Raw genomic sequence first — 12,813 nt, 5'->3', positions numbered from 1 at the left:
GCGCTGGTGTTCGTTCGGGCTCGTGCGGTGGTGGTCAGGATTCGGTGGTCAGGTCGGCGACGCCGGCCCCGCTGAGCACGGCGGGCCGGTGGCCGGCGCGGACCAGCAGGCTGGCGGCGATGGCGGCCCGCCGGCCGCTGCCGCAGGCGACGAGGACCGGTCGCTGCGGGTCGAGTTCGGCGGGGATGCCGTCGGTGACCAGGTCGGCGAGGAAGCGTTCGACCGACCCAGGCCAGCTGACGCGCGCCCGCTCGCCCGGCATCCGTACGTCGAGCAGCTGTGCGTCGGGCTGGGCCAGCCGCTGCCGGAAGCTGTCCAGGTCGAGCAGTTCGTAGCCGGGGCCGAGCTGGTCGGCGGGGGCCGGCCGGTGGACGCCCTGGACGGTGTCGAGCCCGATGCGGGCCAGCTGGACGACGGCTTCGGTGACGTCCTGGCCGGATTCGGCGATCAGCACGACGGGTGCGCCGTACGGCAGCAGCCAGCCGGCCCAGCTGCCGAAGTCGTCAGTGAGCTCGATGCCGACGGAGCCGGGCAGCAGGCCGGCGGCCTGGACCGGCCGGGGCCGGATGTCCAGCAACTGGGCGTCGTCGGTGGTCGGCAGGTCGGCGGCGGTGATCTCCGGGATCTCGACGGCCGGCATCGGCTCGCCGCCACGCAGATTGGCCGGGCCCATGTACTGGTAGAAGGCCGGGATCGGCATCGGCGCGGCGAGCAGCCGGTCGGCGAACGTCTCCGGGTCGCCGACGCCGAGCAGCGGGTTGGTGTCGACCTCGTCGCCGATGGTGGAGGTGAACCGGCCGGCGCCGGTGGCGGTGCAGAACGAGCCTTCACCGTGGGTCGGGTAGAGCTCGACGGCCCGGGGCAGGCCGGCGAGGCGGTGCAGCGAGCCGTGCTGCAGCCGGGCCAGGGTGCGGGCCCGGTCGGGGCCGAGCAGGTCGGGTCGGCCGGCGGAGGCGACGAGCAGGCTGCCGCCGGAGAAGACGGCGACCGGCTCGCCGTCGATCAGCACCAGGTAGCTGGTGTGTTCCGGGGTGTGACCGGGGGTGTGGACGGGGCGCAGGGTGAGGTTGTCGGCTTTGATGTCCTCGAGGTGGAAGGCGGGAGTGTGCCGGTAGGTCGGTGCCGCGCCGGCCGGGAGGACCAGCTCGGCGCCGGTCCGTCGGGCGAGCTGCGGTCCGCCGGAGACGTAGTCGTTGTGCAGGTGGGTCTCCAGGACGAACCGCAGGTCGACGTCGCGTTCGGCGGCGGCGTCGAGGAACCGGTCGATGTCGCGCTGCGGGTCGACGAGCACCCCCTTGCCCTCGTGGACCAGCAGGTAGGACTGGTCGCCGAGGCCGGGGGTACGGAATGAGATGAGTTCCACGGGTGCTCCTCCGCTCTCGCGTATACCCCTGGGGGTATCTACGGACCCAGTATGTTCGAATGAACGGACATCTGCAAGTGATACCCCCGGGTGTATCGTGTAAACCCAGCTGGGCAGGCCCGAAGCACCAGCGGGAGACCCCCGGACCAGGAGGAACTCGCCATGCAGGTCGAGGAGAACACCACGGCGGACGTGGTCAAGCGGCTACGGCGGGCCGAAGGGCAGATCCGCGGCATCATCGCGATGCTGGAGTCCGGCCGGGACTGCGCCGAGGTGGTCACCCAGCTCGCCGCCGTCTCCCGGGCGCTCGACCGGGCCGGCTTCAAGGTCATCGCCAGTGGGCTCGAACAGTGCATGGGTCCCGACGCCGACGCCACCGAGCGCAAGGCCAGCCTGGAGCAGATGGAGAAGCTCTTCCTCTCCCTGGCCTGACACCGGAGCCCGACGGACGGGCCTGACACCGGGGCGCGACGACCCGCCGGGGCCCGGTGGGTCGCCGTGCCCGGGGCAGGGTCGTGGGGTCAGCTCCGGTCCGGCCGGGTGGCCAGGTACCAGTCAGTCAGCTTGACCGTGTCGTCGGTCAGCCGCGCGTCGAGGTCGGCCTCGGTACGCGGCGCGCCGAGCACCACGTCGTCACCGGGTCGCCAGTTCGCCGGGCAGGACACCCCGAGTAGTCGGCCTCGGCCTGCCGGCCGTAGCCGATCCACGCGCCGGTGCGCGCGGCGAGTTCGAGGTGGCCGGCGATGAAGTCGGCGTGGAAGTGGGTGTTGACGACGCCTTCGATGGTGAGGCCGTGCGCCTGCGCGTCGGCCAGGTACTCGGTGACGTCGCGACGCGGATCGACCACGATGGCGGCTTCGTGGTCTCGTCAGCAATCAGATAGGACGCCTGGGACAGGCAGTCCAGGTAGTACTGGGCGAAGAACATGCCCGGGACCTCCTTCGGCGGTGGTTCACGGCTGCCGGATTCAGTCCCAACATACCCCCAGGGGTATAAGTGGAACGGCGGCTCAAGGTCCCAAGATTCAGCACCTTCGACCCGGTGGGCGGTCAGGCCGGTGGCCGGGGCCGTACCTCGTCCAGTGCCAGCACCGCGACGTGCAGCGACAGGCACGCCTGCACCGAGTCCAAGTCGACGCCGAGAATCTGCCCCAGCCGGGTCAACCGCTCGTAGAACGCCGGCCGGGACAGGTGCATCGCCGCGGCCGCCGCCGACTTGTTGCGGCCGAGCTCCAGGTACGCCCGCAGCGTGGCCAGCATCCGCTGCCGGGGATGACGCGCCTCGTACGCCAGCAGCGCGCCCAGCTCACGCTCGACGAAGACCTGCAACCGGGGTTCCTCCCGCAGCAGGTGCAGCAGCCCGGCCAGGCCGACGTCCGGCAGCCGCAGCACCTGGTCTGCGCGGCGGTCCCGGCGGCCGGCCTCGGCCACCTGGCGGGCCTCGACCAGGGTCCGCCGGGCCTCCCGGACGCCGTCCACCCCGCTGCCGGCGGCGACCACCACCGGCACCGGCTCGGACCGGCGCAACCGGTGCAGCGCGGCCAGCAGACCGTTCAGCGCCGGGTCCGCCGCCGTGGCGTCGCGGACCGCCAGCAGTACGCCGACCGCGTGCTCGTCCAACGGGCTGGCCAGGCCGGTCAGCCCGGTTTCCCGCAACGCCAGGCCGACCGTCTCGGCGAGGTCGCGCAGCCGGGCCTGGACCGTCTCGGCGCTGACGGCCGACGGCACCGCCACAGCCGGCCCGACCCCGCCGACCTCGGTGGCCGCTCCGGGCTCGGCATCGGAGCCGGCGTCCCGGAACCGGACCGCAACGCCGACCAGATGCCGCCGGTCCAGGCCGACGCCGAGCGCCCGGGCCCGCATCGCCACCTCGTCGACCGGCTGCGACCCGTCCAGCAGCGCGGTCAGCAGCGTCCGGTGGATCTGGCGCTCCAGCCCTTCGGCGTCGCGGCGGATCAGCCGGCCCAACGCCAGAGTCGACGCGGCCCGTTCGAGCAGGATCGACCACCGCAGCGGCGGACCACCCGACCCTCCCGACCCTCCCGACCCTCCCGACCCTCCCGACCCTCCCGACCCTCCCGACCCACCGGACCCGCTGGACCCGCCGAAGACACCCAGGACACCCGAGCCGCTGGGACCGGCAGCCGGGCAGCGCAGCAGCAGCCGGCCCCAGTCCTGGCCTCGGGCGCCGACCATGGTCACCAGCCAGCCGGTGTCCGCGTGATACGCGGTACGCCCGGTCGGCTGGATCCGGCGCGAATGCTGCTCCCAGCCGTCCAGCAGCAGCCGGGGGTTCTCCCCGGCGGCGTGGTACGCCAGCACCCGGCGAGACAGGTTCTCCAGCACCACCGGCGCGCCGGCCAGCTCGGCCGCCTGGCGTACCACCTCGGTGGCCTCCGCACCCTCCACGGACAGCTCGGTGAACCGCTGATGGATTTCCTCGGTCGCCCGCAGCTCGGCCAGCTGGGCGTCCACGATCAGGGCATGCACCGCCTCGGTGATCAGAACGAACCGGGTCTCCCGGCGCAGCTCCACCAGCGGCAGCCCGCGCCGGTGCGCCGCCGCGACCATCACCTTCGGCACCCCGCCGTGATAGCGGCGGCCGAGCTCCACCACCAGACCGGATACGCCGACCTCGGCCAGGTCGGCGATGAAGGCCCGCACTCCGGCGTCGTCGGCGGGCAGCCCGATCCCGGTGGTCAGCACCAGCTCACCGCCGCGCAGCAGACTGGCGATGTCCGGCACCTCGGTGACATGCACCCAGCGGACCGGCCGATCCAGGCTCTCCTCGGCGGCGACCACCCGGGGTCCGCCGTTCCGCACCGGGTCGAGCGCCAGCACCTCACGGACGGTCGGGAACACCCGCAGAACGCTACCCGGGCGACCGGCACAATGCCCGGTGTGCCAACAACGGAGATCATGGACCCGGACGACGAGCGGATCGCCGACTACCGGGCGCTGACCGACGTCGAGCTGCGGACCCGGTGGGAGCCGCCGAACGGCCTGTTCATCGCCGAGGGCGAGTTGGTCATCGGGCGGGCCCTGCGGGCCGGCTACCGGCTACGGTCGGTGCTGGTCGACGCCAAGCGGGTCGACCAGCTCGCCGACCTGCCGGCGGAGGCGACGGTCTACGCGGCGACCCCGGCGGTGCTGGAGTCGATCACCGGATTCCACGTGCACCGGGGAGTGCTCGCCTCGTTCCACCGCCGGGCCCTGCCGACCCTGGACGAGGTGCTCGACCGGGCCCACCGGCTGGTCGTCTGCGAAGGGATCAACACGCACACCAACCTGGGTGCGCTGTTCCGCAGCGCGGCGGCGCTCGGCATGGACGCCGTGGTTCTCTCCCCCACCTGCGCGGATCCGCTGTACCGGCGGTCGGTGCGGGTCAGCATGGGCGAGGTGTTCGCGGTGCCGTACGCCCGGGCGGCGGCCTGGCCTGCGGCGCTGGCCACCGTCCGTACCGCCGGGTTCCGGCTGCTCGCGATGACCCCGGCACCGGACGCGGTGCCGGTCCAGCGGCTGGACGCCGCGGCCCGGGCCCGGCCGGCGCTGCTGCTCGGCGCGGAAGGGCCGGGGCTGAGCACCGCGGCGGTCCAGGCCGCCGACGTACGGGTAGCGGTGCCGATGCGGCGCGGCGTCGACTCGCTCAACGTGGCGACGGCGGCGGCGGTCGCCTTCTGGGAGCTGTGCCGCGACGACCCGGCCTAACGGGAGCTGGCCGGGGCGGTCGCCGGCACCTGCACACTGGGCACCATCCGGCCGGCGGACCAGGCCAGGCCGATCCCGGCGGTCAGGGTGAGGACCGCACCGACGGTCTGCAGCGGCCCGGAGAGCAGCCCGACGAACCCGAGCAGCGGGGACGCGACGATCAGCAGCCAGCCGTCGAGCCGGTTGAACAGCTCCGAACGCAGCACCGCGGCACCGGCCAGCAGCCAGCCGAAGCTGTACAGTGCGGCGCCGACCAGAGCGATCGACCGGGCCGACGTACCGTAGACGGTCGTGCCGTCGGGCAGCCCGACGAACGGCACCGTCGACGCTGTACCGGCCAGACCGACCAGCAGCGCCGAAACGGCGGTGCCCCGGCTGCGGGCGGCGGCGTGGATCCCGGCGATCGCCACCAGCGTGACCAGCCCCAGCCAGCTGGCGATCACCCAGGAGGCCAGGTACGCCGGCCGGCCGTCAACCAGGTCGGGTGCCGGGCCGCCGCCGCGCAGTCCGCTCAGGCTGCCGATCCCGAACGCGATCGCGTAGAGCGGCAACGCCCAGATGGCGAACCGGCTGAACCGACGGATCGACCACGCCCAGGCCGCGTTGGTGGCCGGGCCGGCCGGGGTGTTCTCCGGTGCGGCGGCGGCCACCACGGCGACCCCGGCGTCGCTGCGGGAGACCACCCGCACCGGGCCGGACCGGCCGGCGTTGGACGCGGTGGTCCGGGGTCGGGTGTTCCTGACGGCACGCGTCACGGTGTCGCCTCCCCGCGCTGCGGGGCCCGCGGCGGGCCCTGTCGGCTGTGCTCACTGACCGACCGATCGTGACAGCCGACGACAGCGGTACGCGCGGGTTCCTCGGATTTCCACCGGTCGGGTCGGCTGACCCGGCCTCGATCGGCTCGGGCCGGGTCCCGGCCTTGGGTCAGCCGCGTTCGGCCTGCGGGCGCCGCTGCTCGGAGTTCAGCTCGCCGAGCAGCTCGGACGCAGGCACCGGCTCGGGCGCGGGCAGCCCGGGCGGCCGGGCCTTGGCGCCGCCGGCCGCCGTACCACCGCTGGTGACCTGCTCGGCTGCCCGCACCTCGTCGTTGACCCGCTGCGCCTCGGCGGCGGCGGCCTCGGCGGCCTCGGCCGCCTCCCGCTCCACGGCGCTGGAGTCGACCTGCTGCGACGGCGCGTCACCGACCATCTGGCTGAGCCCGCCGAGCGCCCCGCCGAGACCTTCAAGGGCCTTGGTCAGCTCGGCCGGGACGATCCACATCTTGTTGGACTGGCCGTTGGCGATTTGCGGCAGCGCCTGCAGGTACTGGTAGGCGAGCACCTTCTGGCTCGGGTTCGCCTGGTGAATGGCGTCGAAGACGGTCCGGATCGCCTTGGCCTGGCCTTCGGCCTGCAGGATCCGGGCCTGCCGGTCACCGTCGGCGCGCAGCACCGCGGCCTGCTTCTCGCCCTCGGCGCCGAGGATCTGTGACTGCTTGTGCCCCTCGGCGGTGAGGATCGCGGCGCGGCGGTCCCGCTCGGCGCGCATCTGCTTCTCCATCGAGTCGCGGATGCTCGGCGGCGGCTCGATCGCCTTGATCTCCACCCGGGTCACCTTGATGCCCCATCGGCCGGTGGTCTCGTCCAGCACGCCGGACAGGTGCTGGTTGATCTCCTCGCGGCTGGTCAGCGCGCGCTCCAGGTCGAGCGAGCCGATGACGTTACGCAGCGTGGTGACGGTGAGCTGCTCGATCGCCTGCAGGAAGTTGGCGATCTCGTAGGTGGCGGCCCGAGGGTCGACGACCTTGAAGTAGAGGACCGTGTCGATCGACACCACCAGGTTGTCCGAGGTGATCACCGGTTGGGGCGGGAAGCTGACCACCTGTTCCCGCATGTCGACCTTGGCCCGTACGGTGTCGATGAACGGGACGAGCAGGTTGAGACCGGGCGTCAGGGTGCGCTGGTACCGGCCGAGCCGTTCGACCAGGTCCATCCGCTGCTGCGGCACGATTCGCACCGCCCGGACCAGGGTCAGCACCGTGATCAGGGCGACCGCCCCGACCAGCACCGCGATCACTAAGTCCATCGTCGTTCACCTTCTCGGCTCGAGATACTGATGCCGGCTCGGGGTGTTCATGCCGGTCCGCCGCCGGTGACGTCGTCCCGCCAGACCAGCGCGGTGACGCCTTTGACCTGGATCACCTGTACCCGTTCGCCGGGGGCGAAGACCTGGGTGCCGTCGTACGAGCGGGCGCTCCACAATTCGCCGTCGATCTTGACCTGGCCGCCGTCCGCGTCCACCCGCTCCAGCACCAGTGCCGACGCACCCTCGATCGCCTGTACGCCGAACGGCTCTTCGCCCGCGCCGAGCGCGGACTGCCGGTGCCGCTGGATGACCGGCCGGACGGCGACCACGGTCAGCGCTGAGACGGCGGCGAAGACCAGGGCCTGGGCAGCCACCGGGGCGCCGAGAGCGGCGGCGACCGCCGCGGCGAACGCGCCGGCGGCGAACATGACGAGGAACAGCGTCGCGGTGAATAATTCCGCGACCGCGAGCACGACGCCCAATACGATCCACAGGACGGGTTCCACACACCGATCGTGACATGTACGCGCACCACCGGCGACCTTTAAACCGACAAATCGGGCAGCTATCGGTGAGCCGAACCGATCCGGCCACCCTAAGTCACAATCCCTTCTACCTGAGTAACGATCAAGGAGCAGGTACGCGTGTCCGCACCCCTGTCCCCCGACACCATCAGCATGATCGACACTGCGGTCGCCGAGACCCAGTCGTACGGTCGGGCACCCTCCGTCGTCCTCGGCGTACTCCGGGACCGTCGACTGGTGCACGTCGCGTCCGCCGGTGACCATCCGCTACCCCACCCCGACCTGCAGTACCGGATCGGCTCGATCACCAAGACCTTCACCGCCACCCTGGTGCTGCGGCTGCGCGACGCCGGCCGGCTTGACCTCGACGACCGGCTCCGCGACCACCTGCCCGACGTCCCGTTCGAGCGGATCACCCTGCGTCAGCTCCTCGGCCACGCCGCCGGCCTGCAACGCGAACCGGACAGCGACGGCTGGTGGGAACGCCACACCGGCACCGACATCGCCACCCTGCTGGCCGGGCTCGGGCCGGACAAGGTGGCCTTCCCGCCGCACCGCACGTACCACTACTCGAACCTGGCGTACGGGCTGCTCGGCGCCGCCCTGCACCGGATCACCGGCACGCCGTGGGCCGAACTGGTCGCCACCGACCTACTCGGCCCGCTCGGCATGACCCGCACCACCTACCACCCCACCGACCCGTACGCCGCCGGCTACGTGGTGCACCCGTGGCACGGCACGCTGCGCGAGGAGCCGCGTACCGACACCGGCGCGATGGCCCCCGCCGGCCAGCTCTGGTCCACCGTCACCGACCTGAGCCGGTGGGCGGCGTTCCTCGCCGACCCGGACCCGGCGGTGCTGGACCCCGACACGATGGCGGAGATGTGCCTGCCGGTGGCGATCAACGACCCGCACCGGTGGACCGGCGGCCACGGGCTCGGCCCCGAGCTGTACCGGGTCGGCGAACGGGTCTTCGCCGGCCACGGCGGCTCGATGCCCGGCTACGTCGCGCTGCTCGCCGTGCACCGCGACACCGGCAGCGCGGTCGTCGCCTTCGCCAACTCGTACGGCTTCGCCCGGGGCACCATCCGCGAGCTGGGGCTACGGGTGCTGGCCGGGGTGCTCGACCGGGAACCGGCCGCGCCACGACCGTGGCGGCCGGGCACCCTGCCGCCGCCGGAGATCGACGCCATCTGCGGCCGGTGGTGGTGGATGGGACGGGAGACGGAGGTCTCCTGGGACGCCGACGCCGCCGAGCTGGTCCTCACCCTGCTCGGGCCGGTGCGGCCGGTGACGTCGCGGTTCGCCGCAGCGGACGCGGACCGCTGGCAGGGCCGCAGCGGCGCCCAGCAGGGCGAGCTGCTCACCGTACGGCGTGGACCGACCGGCATCCCGACGGCGCTGGACCTGGCCACCTTCGTCCTCACCCGCGACCCGGACGACCTCGGCTGACCGGCCGCCGGCGCACCACTGCGGGGGGCACGGTCCGCTCACTGTCACCGCACGGCGGCTCACTGCGGCGGTACGGTAACGAAGTCGATCAGCCGCTCCATCGCATTGATCAGCGGCGTCTCCACGTCCTGGTAGCTGTGCACACTGGACAAGATGCGGCGCCACAGCTGTGCCGGATCGGAAACGCCAACCGCCGCGCAGACGCCTTCCTTCCACGGCTGTCCGGGCGGGATCCGGGGCCACTGCCGCAACCCGATCCGGTCCGGTCTGACCGCCTGCCACACGTCCACGTACGGATGCCCGGTGACCAGTACGTACGGCGAGGTGACCGTGGCGACGACCCGGCTCTCCTTGGACCCGGGGACCAGGTGGTCGACCAGCACGCCGAGCCGGCGCTGCGGGCCGGGCGCGAACCCGGCCACTGCTGCGGCCAGGCCGTCGATGCCGTCCAACGGTTCGACGACGACACCCTCGACCCGCAGGTCGTCACCCCAGATCCGCTCAATGAGCGCGGCGTCATGCACCCCCTCCACCCAGATCCGGCTGGCCTGGGCGACCCGGGCCGGCCGGTGGCCGACCGCGACCGACCCGGAGGCGGTGCGCTGCCGCTGCCGGGGCGCCGTGGGTGCCCGGGACGGCCGGCGCAGCGTCACCGGCTGGCCGTCGAGCAGGAAACCGGCCGGGACCAGCGGGAAGTGTCGTCGGCGGCCGTGCCGGTCCTCCAGCGTCACGGCGCCGGACTCGAAGCCGACGACCGCGCCGCAGAAACCTGAGTCGGTGTCCTCCACCACGAGATCCGGCTCGGCGTCGACCTCCGGCACCACCCGCCGGCGGCGCCAGTTGCCCGCCAACACGTCGTCGCCGTACCGCCGGTCACCGCCCACGTCCGGCAGGCTAACCGCATCGGCCGGCGGTGGCCCGCCGACGCGCCGACCGGACACCCCCGACGGTGACCTGCCGCCCGGCGTCGAGACAACCGGCGGCGCGGCACGTACCCTAGCGTGCATGTCCCCCGCAGCAGGCGCGGCGACCCTCGCGACGCGCCGCTCCAGCCGGTTCGTGGCCTGGGTGCGCGCGTGGCGCGCCGGCCTGGTGCCGTACGACGAGATAGCCGACGAGATAGCCGGCGACGAGGAGCATCTGGTCGCCGACGCACCCGGTGCCTGGACCGACCTGCCGTTGCGCGACGCACTGTCCTGCTTCGCGAAGCTGCCGCCGGACGAGATCCGGCTGGCGTTGCCGGCGCCCGGCGACCCCCGTGGCCTGCCCGGTCCGGGCGAGTTCACCGGCGCCGCGCTGCTCGCCGGCGAAGCGGTGGTGGCGCGCGGGCTGGGCGTCATCCCCGAAGTACGCTCGCACACGTCCGGGTCCGGGGTCACCTTCGAGACGGTGCTGTGGCGGATCTACCCGCTGCCGCAGGAGCTGCCCGCCGCCGGGCACGCCGGGCCGAGCGCCGCCGAGGCCGAGGCCGAGTTGTCCACCGCGCTGGCCGAGACGACCACGGCGCTGACCCGACTGGACGTCGCCCACTGGCGGCCGGAGCTGGCCGGGGCGCTGGCCGCGCTGCGCCGCCCGGACGGTGGGATGGACCTGCCACCCGGATTCGATCCGCGGGCCCGCCGGTTGTTCGCCCGGGCCAGCGTGCTGGACCAGGTCCTGGCGCTCGCCGAGCACGTCGCCCCCGGTGGCGCCGTCAACGGCTACGAGGCCCAGCAGCGCGACGCCGCGCTACGGCCGCTGACCACCGCCTGCCGCCGGGCGCTGGTCGCCGCCTGCAACGCCCCGCTGCGGCCCTGACTGCCGATCGCGGCCGGACGCCCCGACCAGATCTCGTCTCGGTCAGATCTCGTCGATCAGATCGGCCACCGATGCGACGATTCGCGACGGCCGGTACGGGTATCGGTCGATGTCGGTACGGCTGCTGATCCCGGTGAGCACCAGGATCGTCTGCAGCCCCGCCTCCAGCCCGCAGAGCACGTCGGTGTCCATCCGGTCACCGATCATCGCGGTACTCTCCGAGTGTGCATCGATCGTGTTCAACGCCGACCGCATCATCATCGGGTTCGGCTTGCCGACGAAATACGGCTCCACCCCAGTCGCCTTCGAGATCATCGCCGCGACCGAGCCGGCCGCCGGTAGCGCGCCCTCGGTCGACGGCCCGGTCGGGTCCGGGTTGGTGCAGATGAACCGGGCACCGCCGTTGATCAGCCGGACCGCCTTGGTGATCGCCTCGAAGCTGTAGGTGCGGGTCTCCCCCAGCACCACGTAGTCCGGCGCGTAGTCGGACAGGATGTAGCCGACCGCGTGCATCGCCGTGGTCAGCCCGGCCTCACCAATGACGTACGCGGTGCCACCCGGCCGCTGGTCGGCGAGAAACTGCGCGGTGGCCAGCGCCGCTGTCCAGATCGCCTGCTCCGGCACGTCGAAACCCATCCGGGTGAGCCGGGCCTGCAGATCGCGGGGGGTGTAGATGGAGTTGTTGGTCAGCACCAGGAACGGTTTACCGGAAGCGCGCAACCGGTTGATGAACTCCGGCGCACCGGGGACCGGTTGGCCCTCGTGCACCAGCACACCGTCCATGTCGGTCAGCCAACTCTGGACGGGTTTACGGTCGGTCACGAGGATCTCCGGGGGGTGGAAGAGGCAATGCAGCAGTTCACCGGGCAGGTGTCCCAGACCGGCAGCGTACCGAGCCGTACCCGGGCGAGGGAGCCGTCCGGGCGCAGCCGTTCCGACACCAGGTCCCGGACCATCGACACGAAGGCCGGGTGGGTGCCGGGGCTGGCTGCCCGGGTGTACGCCAGACCGAGCTCCTTGGCGGTCGCCGCCGCCTCGGTGTCCAGGTCCCAGACCACCTCCAGGTGGTCGGAGACGAAACCGATCGGGCTGACCACCACCGCGTCGACCCCCTGACCGGCGAGTTCGCGCAGGTGGTCGTTGACGTCCGGCTCCAGCCAGGGCACCTGCGGCGGCCCGGACCGGCTCTGCCAGACCAGGTCGTACGGCAGGTCCGGGGCGGCGTCGGCGGCGACCAGCCGGGCGGTCTCGGCCAGCTGGGCCTGGTAGCGCCCGCCCTCCGGGCCGGCGGCGGCCGCCGCGCTGGTCGGGACCGAATGGGCGGTGAACACCAGCCGGGTACGCTGACGCAGCGCCGGGTCGATGGTGTCCAGCGCGGCCCGGACCGCTTCGACGTGCGGGACGACGAACCCGGGATGGTCGTGGAACTGCCGCAGCTTGTCGATCACCGGGGCGTCCGGGCCGACCGCGGCCCGCGCCGCCGCGATGTCCTCCTGGTACTGCCGGCACGACGAGTAGCCGCCGTAGGCGCTGGTGGCGAAGGCGAGGGCGCGGCGGACCCCGTCGTCGCGCATCCGGGCCACCGTGTCGGCCAGCATCGGATGCCAGTTACGGTTGCCCCAGTACACCGGCAGGTCAAGCCCGTGGGCGGCGAAGTCGGTGCGAATCGCGGCAAGCAACTCCCGGCACTGCTGGTTGATCGGCGACACGCCGCCGAAGTGCTGGTAATGCTCGGCGACCTCGGCCAGCCGCTCCGGCGGCACGTTGCGGCCCCGGGTCACGTTGCGCAGGAAGGGCAGCACGTCCTGCGGACCTTCCGGGCCGCCGAACGACAGCAGAACCAGTGCGTCGTACGCCATGGGCCCTATTGTTCCTGGTCGGGCCGGACCCCACGGCGGCGCACCCC

The 12,813-nt window shown here is 72.8% G+C and carries 13 protein-coding genes and 1 pseudogene; 4 read left to right on the top strand and 10 right to left on the bottom strand.

What is annotated here, in order from left to right:
- Window positions 1–34: 34 nt before the first annotated feature.
- Entirely contained in the window at window positions 35–1,363 is a 1,329-nt protein-coding gene (locus ACFHW1_RS19735) for an MBL fold metallo-hydrolase (protein WP_416615891.1), read from the bottom strand.
- A gap of 162 nt (window positions 1,364–1,525) precedes the next feature.
- Here ACFHW1_RS19735 and ACFHW1_RS19730 point away from each other — a divergent pair, with 162 nt between their 5' ends.
- Window positions 1,526–1,795: a metal-sensitive transcriptional regulator gene (locus ACFHW1_RS19730; RefSeq protein ID WP_416554949.1), complete on the top strand. Its 270-nt coding sequence runs from the start codon at window positions 1,526–1,528 to the stop codon at window positions 1,793–1,795.
- A gap of 89 nt (window positions 1,796–1,884) precedes the next feature.
- Here the strand turns inward: ACFHW1_RS19730 and ACFHW1_RS19725 are convergent, their stop codons facing one another.
- From ACFHW1_RS19725 to ACFHW1_RS19715, 3 genes and pseudogenes are all read right to left on the bottom strand, one after another.
- Window positions 1,885–2,028, bottom strand: coding sequence for a hypothetical protein (locus tag ACFHW1_RS19725; RefSeq protein WP_416554947.1), 144 nt, complete (start codon window positions 2,026–2,028; stop codon window positions 1,885–1,887).
- Between the two features lie 83 nt (window positions 2,029–2,111).
- Window positions 2,112–2,210 (bottom strand): annotated as a pseudogene (locus ACFHW1_RS19720) (hypothetical protein); the annotation flags it as partial.
- 202 nt (window positions 2,211–2,412) lie between these two features.
- The gene (locus ACFHW1_RS19715) at window positions 2,413–4,224 is read right to left on the bottom strand and encodes a PucR family transcriptional regulator (protein WP_416615889.1); all 1,812 of its coding nucleotides are present in this window, start codon (window positions 4,222–4,224) and stop codon (window positions 2,413–2,415) included.
- On the opposite strand from ACFHW1_RS19715, the gene ACFHW1_RS19710 reads away from it, so the two are divergent.
- The gene (locus ACFHW1_RS19710) at window positions 4,117–5,070 is read left to right on the top strand and encodes a TrmH family RNA methyltransferase (RefSeq protein WP_416554943.1); all 954 of its coding nucleotides are present in this window, start codon (window positions 4,117–4,119) and stop codon (window positions 5,068–5,070) included. The two genes, ACFHW1_RS19715 and ACFHW1_RS19710, sit on opposite strands and share 108 nt — an antisense overlap.
- Here the strand turns inward: ACFHW1_RS19710 and ACFHW1_RS19705 are convergent.
- The 3 genes from ACFHW1_RS19705 to ACFHW1_RS19695 all read right to left on the bottom strand — a co-directional run bounded on the left by ACFHW1_RS19705 (window position 5,067) and on the right by ACFHW1_RS19695 (window position 7,640).
- Window positions 5,067–5,825 (bottom strand): hypothetical protein, encoded by a 759-nt coding sequence (locus ACFHW1_RS19705; RefSeq protein WP_416554941.1) that lies wholly within the window; start codon window positions 5,823–5,825, stop codon window positions 5,067–5,069. The genes ACFHW1_RS19710 and ACFHW1_RS19705 overlap by 4 nt on opposite strands.
- Window positions 5,826–5,994: 169 nt before the next feature.
- On the bottom strand, window positions 5,995–7,134 hold the full coding sequence (locus tag ACFHW1_RS19700; RefSeq protein WP_416554939.1) for an SPFH domain-containing protein: 1,140 nt from the start codon (window positions 7,132–7,134) through the stop codon (window positions 5,995–5,997).
- A 47-nt stretch (window positions 7,135–7,181) separates the two neighbouring features.
- Window positions 7,182–7,640, bottom strand: a complete 459-nt coding sequence (locus ACFHW1_RS19695; protein WP_416554937.1) for an NfeD family protein — start codon at window positions 7,638–7,640, stop codon at window positions 7,182–7,184.
- A gap of 171 nt (window positions 7,641–7,811) precedes the next feature.
- On the opposite strand from ACFHW1_RS19695, the gene ACFHW1_RS19690 reads away from it, so the two are divergent.
- On the top strand, window positions 7,812–9,110 hold the full coding sequence (locus ACFHW1_RS19690; protein ID WP_416555021.1) for a serine hydrolase domain-containing protein: 1,299 nt from the start codon (window positions 7,812–7,814) through the stop codon (window positions 9,108–9,110).
- A 59-nt stretch (window positions 9,111–9,169) separates the two neighbouring features.
- Here ACFHW1_RS19690 and ACFHW1_RS19685 read toward each other — a convergent pair whose 3' ends face one another.
- A complete protein-coding gene (locus ACFHW1_RS19685; RefSeq protein ID WP_416554935.1) occupies window positions 9,170–9,994 on the bottom strand; it encodes a DUF3097 domain-containing protein in 825 nt (274 codons plus the stop codon).
- 121 nt (window positions 9,995–10,115) lie between these two features.
- Here ACFHW1_RS19685 and ACFHW1_RS19680 point away from each other — a divergent pair, with 121 nt between their 5' ends.
- Complete coding sequence (locus ACFHW1_RS19680; protein ID WP_123602363.1) at window positions 10,116–10,907, top strand: hypothetical protein; 792 nt, start codon at window positions 10,116–10,118, stop codon at window positions 10,905–10,907.
- A 42-nt stretch (window positions 10,908–10,949) separates the two neighbouring features.
- On the opposite strand, the gene ACFHW1_RS19675 is transcribed toward ACFHW1_RS19680, so the two are convergent.
- Both ACFHW1_RS19675 and ACFHW1_RS19670 read right to left on the bottom strand, forming a co-directional pair.
- Window positions 10,950–11,786 (bottom strand): HAD-IIA family hydrolase, encoded by an 837-nt coding sequence (locus ACFHW1_RS19675; protein ID WP_416555019.1) that lies wholly within the window; start codon window positions 11,784–11,786, stop codon window positions 10,950–10,952.
- Complete coding sequence (locus tag ACFHW1_RS19670) at window positions 11,726–12,766, bottom strand: ferrochelatase (protein WP_416554933.1); 1,041 nt, start codon at window positions 12,764–12,766, stop codon at window positions 11,726–11,728. The genes ACFHW1_RS19675 and ACFHW1_RS19670 overlap by 61 nt, the downstream gene beginning before the upstream one ends.
- Window positions 12,767–12,813 lie beyond the last annotated feature (47 nt).

Origin of the sequence: Micromonospora sp. LOL_014 (genome assembly GCF_048060245.1) — a bacterium.
GTDB lineage: Bacteria > Actinomycetota > Actinomycetes > Mycobacteriales > Micromonosporaceae > Micromonospora_E.
This window is presented reverse-complemented; position numbering and strand designations above follow the sequence as displayed.

Excerpts from the sequence above, each read along its gene's own strand:
- ACFHW1_RS19700 (WP_416554939.1), bottom strand. The coding sequence starts at position 7,134 with ATGGACTTAGTGATCGCGGTGCTGGTCGGGGCGGTCGCCCTGATCACG.
- ACFHW1_RS19680 (WP_123602363.1), top strand. The coding sequence starts at position 10,116 with ATGTCCCCCGCAGCAGGCGCGGCGACCCTCGCGACGCGCCGCTCCAGC.
- ACFHW1_RS19670 (WP_416554933.1), bottom strand. The coding sequence starts at position 12,766 with ATGGCGTACGACGCACTGGTTCTGCTGTCGTTCGGCGGCCCGGAAGGT.
- ACFHW1_RS19730 (WP_416554949.1), top strand. The coding sequence starts at position 1,526 with ATGCAGGTCGAGGAGAACACCACGGCGGACGTGGTCAAGCGGCTACGG.
- ACFHW1_RS19690 (WP_416555021.1), top strand. The coding sequence starts at position 7,812 with ATGATCGACACTGCGGTCGCCGAGACCCAGTCGTACGGTCGGGCACCC.
- ACFHW1_RS19710 (WP_416554943.1), top strand. The coding sequence starts at position 4,117 with ATGCACCCAGCGGACCGGCCGATCCAGGCTCTCCTCGGCGGCGACCAC.